Origin of the sequence: Halobacillus ihumii, assembly GCF_902726645.1 — a bacterium.
Lineage (GTDB): Bacteria > Bacillota > Bacilli > Bacillales > Halobacillaceae > Halobacillus_A > Halobacillus_A ihumii.
In genome coordinates, this window is record NZ_CACVAO010000001.1 from 4029986 (window position 1) to 4046437 (window position 16452).

Sequence of the window (16452 nt, forward strand, 5' to 3'; positions counted from 1 at the left end):
TTTAATTTTCATAATACTTAACAAATTAGGGGGTATTCATGTTGAAAAATCGTCGTTTTCTACTTGTTTTTGCACTATTATTGTCTTTAGGTTTAGTTCTCGCAGCTTGTGGAGGTTCGTCTAATGAAGAGAGTTCAGGCGGAGACAGTGGCGGCAGTGAAGGAGGAGAGTCTGGAAGCTCTGACTTCTCTGTAGCCATGGTAACAGATATTGGCGGAGTAGATGACAAATCATTTAACCAGTCAGCATGGGAAGGATTGCAAGCATTTGGAAAAGAGCATGGTCTCAAAGAAGGAAAAGGATTTGACTATGCTCAATCCGAAAGCGATGCCGACTATACAACAAACTTAAACCGTCTTGTACGTCAAAAGTATGACCTTATTTTTGGAATTGGCTATTTATTGCAGCCCGCCATTGAAGAGGTAGCAGGACAATATCCAGAAACGAACTTTGCGATTGTTGATGCAGTAGCGGAAGGAGATAATATTGCGAGTATCACCTTCAAGGAGCATCAGGGGTCTTTCTTAGCAGGGGTCGCAGCTGCAAAGAAAACAGAATCTGACAAAATTGGTTTCGTAGGTGGCGTGGATGGAGATTTAATCAATAAATTTGAAGCTGGCTATGTTGCAGGTGCTAAAGCTGTCAACCCTGATATCGAAGTCGATGTGCAGTATGCAGAAAGTTTCGCAGCAGCTGATAAAGGAAAGCTGATTGCTGCGAATATGTATTCTAAAGGTATCGATGTGATCTACCATGCCTCTGGTGCAACAGGTAACGGTGTGTTCGCCCAAGCGAAAGATATTAAGAAAAACAACCCTGAAAAAGATGTCTGGGTAATTGGTGTGGACCGTGATCAATATGAAGAAGGCCAAATTGGAGAAAACAATGTAACTCTTACTTCCATGGTCAAACGTGTAGACATTGCTGTTCAAGACGTAGCTACACAAGCTATGAATGGTGAATTCCCTGGAGGAGAGGTCATTGAGTACGGCTTAAAAGATGATGCGATCAGCATTGCCCGTACGAATGAAGAAGCTCTTACAGAAGAGATTATTACAGCCATTGAAGAGTGGAAGGGTAAGATTGTTAACGGTGAAGTAGAAGTACCAAGTACACGTGATGAATTAAAAACATATGTAGATGGACTATAGGTTCCAAGGCTAAAACTTTATATTTTCTTTCTAGTTAAGAAAGGTTGGCTCTTGGGTTGATGGAACATCAATCCAAGAGTCGAATATGTGAAAATCATCAAGTGAAGAGTATGTTCCGGCCCTCTTCATTTGATGATTTTTTTTCAAGGCTAGAGGTCTGAAGATTGAATGAATAGAGAAAAGAAGTGGGGGAGAAACATGGATTACGTTATAGAGATGCTCGATATCCGTAAAGAATTTCCTGGTGTAGTAGCCAATGATAAGATTAACCTCCAAGTGAAAAAAGGTGAAATACATGCCTTACTTGGCGAAAATGGGGCAGGAAAATCTACATTAATGAATGTTTTATTTGGCCTCTACCAGCCGGAAAGGGGCGAAATTCGTGTTAAAGGGAAGAAAGTTCATATTACAGACCCTAATATCGCTAACAGTTTAGGGATAGGAATGGTTCACCAGCACTTTATGTTAGTCGATACGTTCACAGTGACGGAAAATATCGTGCTTGGAAGTGAACCACGCAAGGGAGCTTCCGTCGATATTAAAAAGGCGGAACAACAAGTTAAGGAACTATCTGAACGCTATGGTCTAAATGTCGATCCTAAAGCTAAAATTCGTGATATTTCAGTGGGGATGCAGCAGCGCGTGGAAATTTTGAAAACGCTTTATAGAGGGGCAGAGATTCTTATCCTTGATGAGCCTACTGCTGTGCTCACACCACAGGAAATTAACGAGCTGATTGCGATTATGAATAGCTTAGTAGCTGAAGGAAAATCCATTATTTTGATTACTCATAAATTAAAAGAAATTATGGAAGTTTGCGATCGCTGTACGGTAATTAGAAAAGGGGAAGGCATAGGTACAGTTGAAGTGAAAGATACCAACCCCACCGACTTGGCTTCTTTAATGGTAGGCCGTGAAGTGAGCTTTACCACCGAAAAAACAAAAGCAAATCCTAAAGAAACGTATCTATATGTTAAAGATTTATATGTCAAAGATGTCCGGGGCGTTGAGATGGTTAAAGGTTTAAATCTTACTGTAAGGGCCGGGGAAATCGTGGGAATTGCAGGGGTGGATGGCAATGGCCAATCCGAATTAATTGAAGCGATTACCGGTCTTCGCAAAAGTAATTCGGGAGAAATTAAATTGCATGACAAAGTAATCAGTAATTTAACCCCTCGAAAAGTCACACAATCTGGTATTTCCCACATTCCTCAGGACCGCCATAAGTTTGGACTCGTCTTGGACTTTCCGATTGGGGAGAACATGGTGCTGCAAACCTATTATCAAGAACCTTTTTCTAAAAAAGGTGTTATGAATTATAAAAATATTTATCAGAAAGCCCAATCCCTCATAGAAGAGTATGACGTCCGTACACCAGATGAACATACAAAAGCTCGGGCTCTCTCTGGGGGTAACCAGCAGAAGGCGATCATTGGACGTGAAGTCGATCGGTCACCTGATTTAATTATTGCTGCTCAGCCAACACGTGGACTGGATGTAGGAGCTATTGAATTTATTCATAAGAAATTAATTGAAGAACGTGACAAAGGCAGAGCGGTATTGCTTCTTTCCTTTGAATTGGATGAAATCATGAACTTAAGTGATCGGATTGCGGTTATGTTCGACGGCCAAGTTGTGGCCGAAGTAGAACCAGAAGAAACGGATGAACAACAGCTCGGTCTTTTAATGGCGGGGAATGCAGTAAAGAAAGCAGGTGCTGAGTAGATGTTTTCGAATCGCACAATGAATATTTTAATACCGATCATTTCGGTTCTGTTAGGCTTGCTCTCTGGAGCGATCATCATGCTTTTCTTTGGATATAACCCGATTAAAGGGTATGCGGCTCTCTGGAACGGTGCATTTGGTGATGCTTACTTTTTTGGTGAAACGTTGAGGCAAGTCACCCCTTATATTCTTTCAGGACTTGCTGTTGCCTTCGCTCTGAGGACAGGGTTACTAAATATTGGGGTGGAAGGTCAAGTGTTTGTCGGCTGGCTTGCCTCTGTGTGGGTAGGGGTGGCTTTTGAACTTCCAGCTATTATCCATTTACCGTTAGCCATCTTTGCTGCAGCGTTAGCAGGCGCTTTCTGGGGTTTTATCCCTGGGATCTTAAAAGCAAAGCTCGGGGTTCACGAAGTTATCGTAACGATCATGATGAACTATATTGCACTGTACGTGACCAACGAAATCGTTCGAAACGTGATAACAGATGGAGAAGATAAAACAGAGCAAATTGCTGAGACGGCTTCTCTCGCTTCTCCATGGCTTGCTGAGATCACCTATTATTCCCGGCTCCACTATGGATTGCTTATTGCTTTATTTGTCGCTTTTATTATGTGGTTTTTGTTAAATAAAACAACGACGGGCTTCGAATTGCGGGCCGTCGGTTATAATCAGCATGCCTCACAGTATGCAGGGATGAATGTTAGTAGAAATATTGTGTTGGCTATGGTTATTTCAGGTGCTTTTGCAGGCCTTGCCGGAGCGATGGAAGGCCTAGGTACGTTCGGATACCTTTCCGTAAAATCAGGCTTTACCAATATTGGATTCGACGGAATTGCCGTGGCTTTACTAGGAGCAAACACGGCCTTAGGCGTCGTTTTAGCTGCTTTCTTATTCGGTACTTTAAAAATCGGTGCCTTGAATATGCCTACAGCATCAGGTGTTCCAACAGAGCTTGTCGAAATTGTCATTGCTCTAATCATATTTTTTGTGGCATCAAGCTATATGATTCGTTGGATCATTTTACGATTTAAGAAGGAGGGGAAATAAATGAGCTTTTTTGAAATATTACAATCGATTATCCCGCAAGCTGTTTTCTTTGCGGCCCCTCTTATCTTTACAGCTTTAGGCGGGGTATTCAGTGAACGTTCTGGGATCATTAACATTGGCCTGGAAGGGTTAATGGTGATGGGAGCATTCGTAGGAATCGTGTTTAACCTGGCTTTTGTCGATGTATTCGGGAACTGGACTCCATGGGTGTCGATTCTAGTCGCGATGGTCGTCTCCGCTATTTTCGCACTAGTTCATGCGGTAGCTTCCATTACGTTTAGAGCAGATCAGGTTGTTAGTGGTGTAGCAATTAACTTCCTTGCCTTAGGTATCGGTCTGTTTTTGACGAAGCAATGGTATGGAAAGGGACAAACGGATATGGTTGAACGTCCTTTTTATACAACCGATATCCCTGTGTTAAGTAAAATCCCGATTGTTGGTGACTTATTCTTCTCAGGCATGTATTTAACGTCTTATTTAGCTATCCTATTAGCATTTGTCGCCTGGTACATTCTATTTAAAACACCGTTCGGTTTACGATTACGTTCTGTAGGCGAACATCCAATGGCGGCTGATACGAATGGAATTAATGTATATGGCATGCGTTATGTAGCTGTAATGATCTCTGGAGCCCTCGGAGGTCTGGGCGGATCAGTGTTTGCCTTAACCATTGCTTTAAACTTCTCCCATGCTACAATTGTCGGACAAGGCTTTATGTCTCTGGCAGCTGTTATTTTTGGGAAGTGGCATCCACTTGGTGCGCTAGGAGCTGCGTTGTTCTTCGGATTTGCTCAGAGCTTAAGTATCGTAGGATCTGGTATTCCGTTATTAAGTGAAGTTCCACAGATCTTTCTGCTGATTGCCCCTTATGTCTTGACGATTCTCGCCTTAGCTGGATTTATTGGCAGGGCTGAGGCGCCTAAAGCTTTAGGAGAATCCTATATTAAAGGTAATCGCTAATTTATATTTGCCCGGTACGATGGTGCCGGGCTTTAATTTTTTACTTTTTCAATTATTTATCTTAGCATTAGAGTTGACCTCATATGGATGAATAAATGGAAGTACGTTCATAATATAAAGGAAACGATGAGGAGGATGTTAGAAATGAAAATAACGAAAGAAACAGTACAGGGTAAGCAAGGGTACAGACTACATATTTTACCAACTACAAAGTATAAAACGGTTTCTGTTGTTGCCAAGTTTAAGGCACCACTGAAAAGAGAAGGGATCACCGAACGTGCTCTGCTTCCTCATGTTCTTCATAAAGCTACCAACAACCATCCAAACGTACGATTACTGCAATCTGCTTTAGAAGATCTCTATGGAACAGGATTCTCAAGCGATGGCTCTAAAAAAGGCGAGAATCATGTGCTTTCCTTTCGGATGGAGGTCGTCAATGAATCCTACTTAAATGAAAGTGAACCGATTTTAGAAAAAGCGTTAAACATATTCCATGATGTTTTATTTAATCCGAAAGCTGAAGGAAACGGCTTTGATGAAGCAATTGTAAAGAGGGAAATCCAAACACTTGAGCAAAAAATCACATCCATTAAAGACGACAAGATGAGCTATGCTAATCTTCGCCTGATCGACCATATGTGTGAAGGGGAGCCGTACTCTTTACATGTTCATGGCTATTTAGACGATCTAAAGAAGATTACCGCAAAGTCTTTATATCAACACTACCTCGAAATGATTGAAAACGATGTACTTGATGTATACGTCATTGGAGGGGTAGACGAATCTGAGATTGAAGCATTAATGGATCGAACATTTACTCGTGCCAAGAGTGACAATCAAGGGGAGCATTTGGAGTCAGAACCAATCCATCCAACGGAACCTAAAGAAATTGTCGAACAGGAAGAAGTAAAACAAGGTAAGCTTCACCTCGGCTATCGTACACACATTAAATTTGGGGACGATGATTATTATGCCCTGCAAATTTTCAATGGCCTTTTCGGCGGGTTTCCTAGTTCTAAACTGTTTGTGAATGTAAGGGAAAAACATAGTCTGGCTTATTATGCCGCATCACGATTCGAAAGTCACAAAGGTTTGCTCCTCGTCTTCAGCGGAGTTGACCCGAAAGATTATGACAAGGCGAAATCGATAATCTTAGAACAAATGGAAGCGATGAAGCAAGGTGATTTTTCTAATGACCAAGTAACTGACGCGAAAGAACAAGTTGTGAATCAACTCCAGGAGACAATGGACAATGCGAACGGATTAATTGAGGTCTTGTATCATCAAATGCTTTCCGGCTCCACTATACAGTCAGATGAACTTATGGAAAACATCCGCAATGTGACGAAAGAAGATGTGATGAAGGTTGCAGAGAAAATAGAACTTGATACGATTTACTTCTTAACAAGTCAAGAGGGAGGGGAAGCGTGATGGAAGCATTAACGTATAAACAGCTAAATGAGACCGTATATTCAGAAACGATGGAAAATGGGTTAAAAGTGTTTTTACTGGCAAAGCCAGAGATGGCCAAGACATTTGGTATTTTTACAACAAATTATGGATCCATTGATCAAACCTTTACCCCGATTGGAAAAAATGAGCAAGTGACTGTACCGGAAGGAATTGCTCATTTCCTTGAACACAAGCTATTTGAAAAAGAAGACCGTGATGTGTTTCAAGATTTCACCAAGCAAGGAGCGTCTGCTAACGCTTTTACGTCGTTTACGAAAACGGCCTACTTATTTTCCGCAACGAGTCAAATAGAAAAAAATGTGGAAACCTTATTAGATTTCGTTCAGGATCCTTACTTTTCCAAGGAATCCGTTGAGAAAGAAAAAGGGATCATCGCTCAGGAAATCCGTATGTATGATGATCAGCCGGACTGGCGTTCTTTCTTCGGAACAATACAAAGTCTTTATCATAAACACCCTGTCAGGGTAGACATTGCCGGAACGGTTGATTCAATTGAGGATATTACGAAGGATGACCTTTATACTTGTTACGAAACGTTCTATCACCCATCCAATATGGTGTTATTTGTAGCCGGTAATATTGATCCGGAAAAAATGATGGACCAAATTCGCAGCAACCAGAACAAAAAAGAGTTTAAGGAGATTCCAACGATTGACCGTTTTTATCCGGAGGAGCCAGCGGAGGTAGCCAACCCCGAAGGTTCCATTACAATGCCAGTCACCACAGCAAAAGCAATGGTGGGTGTGAAAGAGGATGTATCTTCTCTTGATGGTGCTGAACTTGTAAGGGCTGAACTGCTGTCTGGCATGATCCTTGATTATTATTTCTCTAAAAGCGGGGAATTCTACGAACAGCTTTATAAAGAAGATTTAATTGATGCCAGCTTTCAATATGAAACCGAATTAGATAGACAATTTGGCTTCACTATTCTTGGCGGCGATTCAAGGAAACCTGATGAACTAGCAGCTCGTATAAAAAAAATGCTTCACAAGCTTAAAGAGAACCGTATCTCAGAGGAAGATTTTAAACGTATGAAACGTAAGAAGATCGGCCAGTTCATGAGGGCTTTGAATTCTATGGAATTTATCGCTAATCAATTTACGCATTATCATATGCTCGGTGTTGATTTATTCGACGTTTTGCCTACCATTGAAGCACTTACGACAAGTGATGTCGATCGGTATGTCGAGAATTGGATAAAGGAAGAAAGCATTTCGGTCTTCCAGGTGAAACCACAGACTCATGCCTAAGCGTTGTTTAATTATTGGCGCCAGTGGTGAAATTGGCATGCAAACTACGGAGTTACTAGCTGCGGAAGGGTATGAGGTGGCGGTTCATTATCATACCAATAAGCATCGGATAAGAGAGCTTAAGCGGCAAATTCCAAACCAGCAATGGGTGGGAGCTTATCAGGGAGACTTATCTACTGCCGATGGACTTGATTCTTTGATTGGCAAACTGCCTTCAGATGTCGACGCTATTGTATTTGCGCAAGGTAATCACTCTAATCAGCTGCTCCAAGAAATGAGTTCCTCTGAAATGGACACGATGTATTATGTTCACGTTAAATCATTATGGCTCATTTCTCACAAATTGCTTCCGTCCATGATTTCAAATAAGTCAGGAGAAATCGTCGTAGTGTCATCGGTTTGGGGAGAAGAAGGCGCCAGTACAGAAGTGGTTTACAGTTCGGTTAAAGGAGCTCAAATTAGTTTCGTAAAAGGATTAGCCAAGGAAATTGCTCCGAGTAACATTCGTGTGAATGGAGTAACACCGGGGGTAATTGACACAAAAATGAACAGTCACTTATCTGCAGAAGAACTGGCTGTATTAGAAAGTGAAATCCCGTTAGGCCGTTTAGGAACGGGTTCTGAAGTAGCACAGGCAATCTTGTTTTTATTAAGTAAACGATCCAGTTATATTTCTGGTCATATCCTTCGTGTCAACGGCGGCTGGTATTAAAATTGTGATGTATAAAAACGTTTTGGCTACCTCATACTAATCATGAAAAACATTACAGTAGGAGGTAACATGAATGTCTGTACTTGACAACTTTGAATCTTTCAAATCTTTCCTTGGTGATCGTATGAATCAAGCGGAAGGACAAGGGATGAACCATGGTGCTGTAAACGAAGTCGCTTATGAGATTGGTGACTATTTATCAAAAAATGTTGAGGCCAAGAATCAGGAAGAAGCAGTTCTTCGCGAGCTATGGAACGTTGCTGATGAGAAAGAGCAGCATGCTATAGCAAACATGATGGTCAAACTGGTTCAGAATGACAAGCCACAATCATAAAATGACAAAAACCGCGCAGAGATTTATGCGCGGTTTTTTTCGATCAATATTCGGAAGAAGTCTGTTTCAGTCTTTCTAATTAAGGGAAAATCATTTATGATATATAGTAGAGTGTGTTATTCTGTTTTTACAAAATGCGACATTTTTTCCAGAGGAGATGTGTCATGGAGAAAAAAGAATGGTATTTAGAATATGAAATCCAGTATAACCGTCCTGGGTTGCTTGGAGATATTTCTTCACTTCTTGGGATGATGGCGATAAACATAGTCACGATTAATGGGGTAGAGAATTCTCATCGAGGAATGCTCTTGCTTTGCAAAGAGGAAGATCAAATTACTAGGCTTCGGTCGATCTTAAATACAATGGATACGATTAAAATAACCAAACTGCGCAGACCAAAACTGAGAGATCGGTTAGCTGTAAGGCACGGCCGGTACATACATAGTGATATTGATGATCGAAAGACGTTCCGATTTAACCGGGAGGACCTTGGGCTGCTTGTAGACTTTATGGCTGAGCTGTATATGAAGGAGGGCCATAAGCTGATTGGTATTCGCGGTATGCCGCGCGTAGGCAAAACCGAATCTGTTGTAGCGGCAAGTGTATGTGCAAATAAACGCTGGTTATTTGTGTCGAGCACACTACTTAAGCAAACGGTCAGGAATCAGTTGATTGAGGAAGAGTATAATGAGGATAATTTATATATTATAGATGGAATCGTCTCTGCGAAAAGGGCGAGCGAGAAACATTGGCAGCTTGTGAGAGAAATTATGCGCCTTCCTGCAGTGAAAGTAATTGAACATCCAGACATTTTTGTACAAGAGACAGAGTATAAAATGGAGGACTTCGATTATATTATTGAACTCAGAAGCAATGAAGATGAAGAAATAACATATGAACCCGTGGAGAAGCAAGGAATGAACAAGGATGGCTTTTCTATGTTTGATTTTTAAAAATGGATGGTGTTACAAATGGAGATTGGATCTCGATTAAGAGAAGCGAGGGAAGCAAAGCAATTAACACTTGAAGATGTACAAAGTACTACAAAAATTCAAAAAAGATACCTTCAAGCGATTGAAAATAATGAGTTTGGCATCCTTCCAGGGAAGTTTTATACTCGGGCGTTTATTCGGGAATATGCCTCTGCGGTTGGCTTGAATCCGGAGCAGGTGATGGAGGAACACAGCAGTGAACTTCCAACTGCAGAAGAGGAGCCTGTCGTGACGTATAGTCGTGTACAAAAGGCTAAAAGTGAATCGACTTCCAACAAAGCCGGGGGTTTTGCGAAATCCTTTCCGAGAATATTGTCAATCCTTTTAGTTATTATTGTCGCTATCGCATTCTACTATTTTGCTATAGAGGGAACCGATCCGAACGATGGGGCCAATCAACCGAAAAATGAAGACCAGGTAGACGTCCCAACGACCACAGATCCTGAAGAGAATACTTCAGAGGGAGATCAATCACAGGATGACTCTTCCAATGAATCGGCTGATGATAAACAGCAGAAAGAGCAGGCTGAAGATAAGAAAGAATCTGTTGAGGAAGAACCATCTCTTGAAGCGAGCTTAGTTGAAACAGGCTCAGGCTCATTTCCAATGCATACCTATGAAGTTACAGGAGCTGAGAAGAGGGAGTTAACACTTGAATTTTCTGCTGACACTTATGTCGCCGTGCAAGCTCCTCAAGGCGGTGAAAACCTCATACCGCCTGATGTGTACACATCTGACGACGAAGCGGTAAACGTGGATATTTCTGAATATGAACAGGTTTATATTAAAACGGGTTCAGCTCCTGGTCTGACTGTGAAAATTAATGATAAAGAAATGGAATTTCAAGGAGATAGACTTACTCAAAAGCTATTAATTAATTTTAAATAATTTTGATGAACAATGATGCTGTCCTTTAGATGACTGGAATCAATAAGCATGGTAAAATGACTTGTTGACTTCAGTAAGGACAGCATTCTGTTTTTAAACGATAGGAGTGGAAGTTAAGGTGAATTTACCAAATAAGATTACGTTATCAAGAATTTTTCTCATTCCCATTTTCATTGTGCTGATGAGTGTACCTTTTCAATGGGGGAACCTCCAAATCGGCAATGCAGTACTGCCTATTTCCCATTTAGCAGGGGCGTTGTTATTTATTATTGCTTCTACAACGGATTGGATAGACGGATATATTGCTCGTAAACATAATCTTGTAACTAACTTAGGGAAGTTTCTCGATCCTTTAGCTGATAAGCTGTTAGTTAGTGCGGCATTGATATTGTTAGTGGAAATCGGACTAGCTCCAGCGTGGATCGTGATTGTAATCATCAGTCGTGAATTTGCTGTAACAGGTCTGCGTCTGGTCGCAGCAGGCGAAGGCAGTGTGCTGGCGGCCAGTCAGATGGGTAAACTTAAAACGTGGATTCAAATTGTTTCGATTTCCCTTCTTCTCTTGCACAATTGGCCTTTCGCCTATATTGGATTTCCAATGGGAACCATTGCCCTATACGCGGCGCTAATTATTACCTTCATATCAGGCTATGACTACTTTGTGAAAAATTGGCACGTGATGAGGAATTCCAAATGAAGACGGAGATCGTAGCTGTCGGGACAGAACTCTTATTAGGCCAAATCGCTAATACGAATGCCCAATGGATTTCCAGGAAATTGGCTCAATATGGTGCTTCAGTTTATTTTCATGGCGTTGTTGGGGATAACATGGAACGAGCTGTCAAAACCTTCGAAGTGGCGAGTGAACGTTCAGATGTGATCATTGTTACCGGAGGATTGGGTCCAACAGAGGACGATTTAACGCGTGAGGCCGTTAAGCCTTTACTAAAACAAAACTTAGTCATCCATGAGGAAACACTGAAAAAAATTGAGGCCGTTTATAAAAAAAATAACCGTCAGATGACTGCTAATAATCGCAAGCAGGCATTAGTATTCGAACATGCTAAAGTCCTGCTTAACGCCGAAGGAATGGCACCTGGGCAGATAGTGGAACACGAACAGACTTTATTTGTGTTCTTGCCGGGTGTACCTTCAGAAATGAAAAGTTTAATGGAGAACAGAGTTCTTCCATATTTAATAGAGACTTTTTCATTAGAGTCTGAAATCGTTTCTGAAATGCTGAGGTTTATTGGAATTGGTGAATCTTCTCTAGAGCATAAACTCGAAGATATAATCAGCCAGCAGGTTAACCCGACTATTGCGCCGCTTGCATCTGAAGGCGAAGTTGGACTAAGGCTTACCTCTTCAGGGAGGGAAGCGAAGTCAAAAATAGCGGCGTTAAAAGCGGAAATTTTGCAGCGAGTGGGTGAATTTTATTACGGAAGTGATGAACTTACCATTGAAGAAAAGGTTAGGGATTTACTTAAGGAAAACAAGTTGACCTTAGGTTCTGCTGAAAGTCTGACAGGAGGGAAATTTATTGAACGCCTTATTTCCTTGCCTGGAGCGTCAGAAGTTTGTGAAGGCGGCCTCGTTGCCTACACCCCTTCTGCTAAAGAAAAGGTCATTGGTGTGCCGCCCGATCTCATTTCACAACATGGCACAATCAGTGAAGAGTGTGCCAAGGTCATGGCAATTCAGTCTCAAAAACGTTTACATGTGGACGCAGCTATTAGTTTTACGGGGGTTGCAGGACCTGACAAAAGCGAAGGCCAGGAACCAGGAGTAGTTTATATTGCACTTCAAATTGGCAGTGGGGCACCCCTTGTAAAAAGGTATCTTTTTGAGGGCGGACGCGATAAAATTCGGTTGCGGGCTGTCAAAAAAGGCTATGAACTGGTCTTTCATTATTTAAAAGATCTATAAATCTTTAATTATTGTAATTCCGTAATAAATACTTCATTTTTCGTTTGAAGAAAAATGAAAATTGAATAAACTCGACCATGAAAAAAAGGGAACATTTATTCGCTTTTTAGTTGGCAAATTCTCAAAAACAAGTTATGATTAGAGTAGCAATTTTGAAAGGGGAATATTATGAGTGACCGTAAACAAGCATTAGATATGGCATTAAGACAAATTGAGAAACAATTTGGTAAAGGGTCTATTATGAAACTAGGTGAACAAGCTGAACAGAGAATCAGTACGGTGTCCAGCGGGTCTCTCGCCCTCGATGTGGCTTTAGGTGTGGGCGGCTACCCTCGCGGAAGAATTGTTGAGATATATGGGCCGGAATCCTCCGGTAAAACAACAGTAGCCCTTCATGCTATTGCTGAAGCTCAGAGACAGGGTGGACAAGCGGCTTTCATTGATGCAGAACATGCACTTGACCCTGTTTATGCTCGCGCTCTAGGAGTAGACATTGAGGAACTATTGCTATCACAGCCTGATACAGGAGAGCAAGCTTTGGAAATTGCTGAAGCTCTAGTACGAAGCGGCGCAGTAGATATGGTAGTGGTCGACTCAGTGGCTGCGCTTGTGCCAAAGGCTGAAATTGAAGGAGAAATGGGAGATGCTCACGTAGGTCTTCAAGCACGTTTAATGTCTCAAGCTTTGAGAAAACTGTCCGGTGCCATTAATAAATCCAAAACGACAGCGATCTTTATTAACCAGATTCGTGAAAAAGTCGGGGTGATGTTTGGGAACCCTGAAACAACACCAGGCGGTCGTGCTCTTAAATTCTACTCATCTGTAAGACTAGAAGTACGCCGAGCTGAAACCTTGAAACAAGGCGATGAGATGGTGGGGAACAAAACCAGATTGAAAGTCGTTAAAAACAAAGTAGCCCCTCCATTCAAGAAAGCTGAAGTTGACATTATGTACGGAGAGGGAATATCAAGAGAAGGTGAATTACTAGATATCGGTACGGATCTAGACTTAGTTCAAAAGAGTGGCTCCTGGTATTCTTACAATAATGAAAGAATGGGGCAAGGTCGAGAAAATGCCAAGAAATACTTGAAGGAAAATGAAGAGGTATACCAAGAAATTAAAGGATTAGTTCGTGCACATTACGACATGGATGACGCCTCTTCTGCAGAAAAGAATCAAAAGGTTTCTGAGAGTCAAGAATCTCTTGATGTATAACTAAAAGATGTAGTCCCTTTCTTCAGATGCGTGCCACTCGCACTCGTTTGAAGAGAGGGGCTATTTTTAAAGCGAACCTGGTTGAATCTCCCTAAAAAGTCTTGTAAATGACTTCACGATTTCCTTAATAATAGACAGACTGTTTGTAATATTTCGATTTGTGGGGGCTTAGATTTGACGATTCCTTGACATTATACATTCTAAAAGCATAAAATGAATGTGTATCATTTTCATATTTATACCTTATATAAAATGTAATGAAACTGAAAATGAATCGTTTGTACATGCCGACAAACGGACCAAGTTTATAGCAAGAGGAGGTGAACCTATGGATATGTTATCCATCGCCTTCATTTTGCTTGCCCTTATCGTCGGTTCTGTTGTTGGTTATCTCATTCGGAAATCTATTGCGGAAGCTAAAATCTCAAGTGCCGAGGACCTCGCTAAACAAATTGTTGAAGAAGGTCGACGCAATGCTGAATCTGCGAAGAAAGAAGCACTTCTTGAAGCGAAAGAAGAAAATCAAACTTTTCGTCAGGAAGCAGAGAACGAGATCCGCGAGCGCCGCATGGAGCTGCAGAAAACTGAAAATCGATTAACACAGAAAGAAGAGAATCTTGATCGTAAGAGTGGAACTTTAGATCAACGTGAATTATCACTCGAAAAGAAAGAGGGGACTCTTGCCGAAAGACAACAACAAATTGAAGAAACGGAAAGCAAAGTGGAAGCGATGATTCAAGAGCAGCAAACAGAGCTTGAACGAATCTCCGGTCTTACATCAGACCAAGCAAAACAGGTTATTCTCGAACGCGTGGAACAAGAAGTATCTCATGAATCAGCACTGATGGTTAAGGAAGCCGAAAACCGTGCAAAAGAAGAAGCAGATAAGAAAGCGAAAAGCATTCTTTCACTTGCCCTTCAGCGTTGTGCTGCCGATCACGTTGCAGAGACTACAGTATCAGTAGTAAACTTGCCAAATGACGAAATGAAAGGTCGGATTATCGGTCGTGAAGGACGAAATATCCGTACCCTGGAAACCCTTACTGGCATTGATCTTATTATTGATGATACTCCTGAAGCCGTTATCCTTTCAGGGTTTGATCCTATTCGTCGGGAAACAGCACGCATGGCTTTAGAAAAACTTGTTCAGGATGGCAGGATACATCCAGCACGTATTGAAGAGATGGTTGATAAATCACGACGTGAAGTGGATGATTACATTCGAGAGGTTGGAGAGGAAACGACCTTTGAGATCGGGGTACATGGCTTACATCCAGATCTGATTAAAATTCTTGGTCGTCTGAAATATCGTACAAGCTACGGTCAAAATGTTCTTAAGCATTCTACAGAAGTGGCGTATTTATCCGGTCTTCTGGCTGCAGAGCTGGGAGAAGATGAAACGTTGGCACGCCGTGCAGGACTATTGCATGACATAGGTAAAGCAATTGATCATGAGGTGGAAGGAAGTCACGTGGAAATTGGGAAGGAATTAGCTTCCAAATATAAAGAGAACGATGTCGTGATCAACGCGATTGCTTCTCACCATGGTGACGAAGAACCAACTTCTATCATTGCTGTACTTGTTGCTGCAGCTGATGCTCTCTCAGCCGCACGTCCAGGTGCACGCAGTGAGACACTTGAGAACTACATTAAACGTCTTGAGAAACTTGAAGAGATTTGCGAATCTTACGGCGGTGTAGAAAAGTCATTTGCCATTCAAGCAGGACGTGAAGTACGGATCATTGTTCGACCGGACGAAATTGACGATTTAACAGCGACTAGTCTGGCGAGGGATATTCGTAATCAAATTGAGAATGAACTTGATTATCCAGGCCATATTAAAGTGACAGTCATTCGTGAAACACGTTCAGTGGAATATGCGAAATAATAAATGAAGCGGTCTTTACGGGCCGCTTCATTTTCATGTTATCCATTAACAATTTTTTAGGGAAGGGAATCGATCATGAAAATATTATTTATAGGTGATGTTGTAGGGTCACAGGGACGCACGATGGTGGATGAATATCTTCCAAAATTAAAACAGAAGTATCAGCCAACGATTACGATCATTAACGGTGAAAATGCAGCAGCAGGAAAAGGCATTACAGAGAAAATTTATAGGAGATTCCTTGAAGTAGGCGCACAGGCAGTCACGCTGGGAAACCATTCGTGGGATAAGCGTGAAGTATTTGAGTTTATCGATCATGCTGAATATTTAGTTCGACCAGCCAACTTCCCTGAGGGCACACCTGGGAAAGGGATTACGTACGTAAAGACACCTAAAGCTGAAGTAGCGGTAATCAACTTACAAGGCCGTACGTTCCTCGCACCAAACGACGATCCATTTCGGAAAATTGATCAGTTGATTGAGGAAGCTAAGAAGCGAACACCGATTATCTTTCTCGACTTTCATGCCGAAGCCACGAGTGAAAAACAAGCGATGGGCTGGTACGTAGACGGAAGGGTCAGTGTGAATGTCGGAACTCATACTCATGTACAAACGGCTGATGAGCGTATTTTACCAAATGGGACTGCCTATATTTCTGATGTTGGCATGACTGGGCCCTATGATGGAATTCTTGGTATGGAACGTGAAGCCGTATTAAAAAGGTTTTTAACAAATTTGCCGGTACGTTTTGAAGTTCCTAAGACGGGAAGAACACAATTAAGTGGTTTTTTGGTAGATGTGGATGAAACAAACGGCCGTGCAACAAAGGTGAAACGGATTCAAATTAACGAGGACCACCCGTTTTTCGGTTGATTGTTTGAATTTTGCGAA

The 16452-nt window shown here is 41.6% G+C and carries 15 protein-coding genes; all 15 read left to right on the top strand.

Features of this window, described 5'->3' with window-relative positions:
• The first annotated feature begins 41 nt into the window (after positions 1-41).
• The 15 genes from G6R08_RS20170 to G6R08_RS20240 all read left to right on the top strand — a co-directional run bounded on the left by G6R08_RS20170 (position 42) and on the right by G6R08_RS20240 (position 16434).
• Positions 42-1151 (top strand): BMP family lipoprotein, encoded by a 1110-nt coding sequence (locus G6R08_RS20170; protein ID WP_163531412.1) that lies wholly within the window; start codon positions 42-44, stop codon positions 1149-1151.
• Between the two features lie 198 nt (positions 1152-1349).
• Positions 1350-2876 (top strand): ABC transporter ATP-binding protein, encoded by a 1527-nt coding sequence (locus G6R08_RS20175; RefSeq protein ID WP_163530666.1) that lies wholly within the window; start codon positions 1350-1352, stop codon positions 2874-2876.
• Complete coding sequence (locus G6R08_RS20180) at positions 2877-3923, top strand: ABC transporter permease (RefSeq protein ID WP_163530668.1); 1047 nt, start codon at positions 2877-2879, stop codon at positions 3921-3923.
• Positions 3924-4883, top strand: a complete 960-nt coding sequence (locus G6R08_RS20185; RefSeq protein WP_163530670.1) for an ABC transporter permease — start codon at positions 3924-3926, stop codon at positions 4881-4883.
• A 144-nt stretch (positions 4884-5027) separates the two neighbouring features.
• On the top strand, positions 5028-6314 hold the full coding sequence (yfmF, locus tag G6R08_RS20190) for an EF-P 5-aminopentanol modification-associated protein YfmF (RefSeq protein ID WP_163530672.1): 1287 nt from the start codon (positions 5028-5030) through the stop codon (positions 6312-6314).
• Positions 6314-7606, top strand: a complete 1293-nt coding sequence (gene yfmH, locus G6R08_RS20195) for an EF-P 5-aminopentanol modification-associated protein YfmH (RefSeq protein WP_163530674.1) — start codon at positions 6314-6316, stop codon at positions 7604-7606. The genes yfmF and yfmH overlap by 1 nt, the downstream gene beginning before the upstream one ends.
• On the top strand, positions 7599-8318 hold the full coding sequence (gene ymfI, locus G6R08_RS20200; RefSeq protein ID WP_163530676.1) for an elongation factor P 5-aminopentanone reductase: 720 nt from the start codon (positions 7599-7601) through the stop codon (positions 8316-8318). Before yfmH ends, ymfI begins: the two co-directional genes overlap by 8 nt.
• Before the next feature lie 73 nt (positions 8319-8391).
• A complete protein-coding gene (locus G6R08_RS20205) occupies positions 8392-8652 on the top strand; it encodes a DUF3243 domain-containing protein (protein ID WP_163530678.1) in 261 nt (86 codons plus the stop codon).
• Positions 8653-8816: 164 nt separating this feature from the next.
• Complete coding sequence (locus G6R08_RS20210) at positions 8817-9605, top strand: DUF3388 domain-containing protein (protein WP_163530680.1); 789 nt, start codon at positions 8817-8819, stop codon at positions 9603-9605.
• Positions 9606-9623: 18 nt separating this feature from the next.
• Positions 9624-10532 carry a helix-turn-helix domain-containing protein gene (locus tag G6R08_RS20215; protein ID WP_163530682.1) on the top strand — a complete coding sequence of 303 codons (909 nt, stop codon included), beginning with the start codon at positions 9624-9626 and terminating at the stop codon, positions 10530-10532.
• Between the two features lie 118 nt (positions 10533-10650).
• The gene (gene pgsA, locus G6R08_RS20220; RefSeq protein ID WP_163530684.1) at positions 10651-11229 is read left to right on the top strand and encodes a CDP-diacylglycerol--glycerol-3-phosphate 3-phosphatidyltransferase; all 579 of its coding nucleotides are present in this window, start codon (positions 10651-10653) and stop codon (positions 11227-11229) included.
• Positions 11226-12458, top strand: coding sequence for a competence/damage-inducible protein A (locus G6R08_RS20225; RefSeq protein ID WP_163530687.1), 1233 nt, complete (start codon positions 11226-11228; stop codon positions 12456-12458). Before pgsA ends, G6R08_RS20225 begins: the two co-directional genes overlap by 4 nt.
• A 168-nt stretch (positions 12459-12626) precedes the next feature.
• Complete coding sequence (gene recA / locus G6R08_RS20230; RefSeq protein ID WP_163530690.1) at positions 12627-13673, top strand: recombinase RecA; 1047 nt, start codon at positions 12627-12629, stop codon at positions 13671-13673.
• Between the two features lie 328 nt (positions 13674-14001).
• Positions 14002-15561: a ribonuclease Y gene (rny, locus tag G6R08_RS20235; RefSeq protein ID WP_163530691.1), complete on the top strand. Its 1560-nt coding sequence runs from the start codon at positions 14002-14004 to the stop codon at positions 15559-15561.
• A gap of 75 nt (positions 15562-15636) precedes the next feature.
• The gene (locus G6R08_RS20240) at positions 15637-16434 is read left to right on the top strand and encodes a TIGR00282 family metallophosphoesterase (RefSeq protein WP_163530692.1); all 798 of its coding nucleotides are present in this window, start codon (positions 15637-15639) and stop codon (positions 16432-16434) included.
• Positions 16435-16452: the final 18 nt, after the last annotated feature.

Bases quoted from the DNA above. Each gene is read 5' to 3' on its own strand.
- G6R08_RS20175 (WP_163530666.1), top strand. From the start codon at position 1,350: ATGGATTACGTTATAGAGATGCTCGATATCCGTAAAGAATTTCCTGGT.
- G6R08_RS20180 (WP_163530668.1), top strand. From the start codon at position 2,877: ATGTTTTCGAATCGCACAATGAATATTTTAATACCGATCATTTCGGTT.
- G6R08_RS20185 (WP_163530670.1), top strand. From the start codon at position 3,924: ATGAGCTTTTTTGAAATATTACAATCGATTATCCCGCAAGCTGTTTTC.
- yfmF (WP_163530672.1), top strand. From the start codon at position 5,028: ATGAAAATAACGAAAGAAACAGTACAGGGTAAGCAAGGGTACAGACTA.
- yfmH (WP_163530674.1), top strand. From the start codon at position 6,314: ATGGAAGCATTAACGTATAAACAGCTAAATGAGACCGTATATTCAGAA.
- ymfI (WP_163530676.1), top strand. From the start codon at position 7,599: ATGCCTAAGCGTTGTTTAATTATTGGCGCCAGTGGTGAAATTGGCATG.
- G6R08_RS20205 (WP_163530678.1), top strand. From the start codon at position 8,392: ATGTCTGTACTTGACAACTTTGAATCTTTCAAATCTTTCCTTGGTGAT.
- G6R08_RS20210 (WP_163530680.1), top strand. From the start codon at position 8,817: ATGGAGAAAAAAGAATGGTATTTAGAATATGAAATCCAGTATAACCGT.
- G6R08_RS20215 (WP_163530682.1), top strand. From the start codon at position 9,624: ATGGAGATTGGATCTCGATTAAGAGAAGCGAGGGAAGCAAAGCAATTA.
- G6R08_RS20225 (WP_163530687.1), top strand. From the start codon at position 11,226: ATGAAGACGGAGATCGTAGCTGTCGGGACAGAACTCTTATTAGGCCAA.
- recA (WP_163530690.1), top strand. From the start codon at position 12,627: ATGAGTGACCGTAAACAAGCATTAGATATGGCATTAAGACAAATTGAG.
- rny (WP_163530691.1), top strand. From the start codon at position 14,002: ATGGATATGTTATCCATCGCCTTCATTTTGCTTGCCCTTATCGTCGGT.
- G6R08_RS20240 (WP_163530692.1), top strand. From the start codon at position 15,637: ATGAAAATATTATTTATAGGTGATGTTGTAGGGTCACAGGGACGCACG.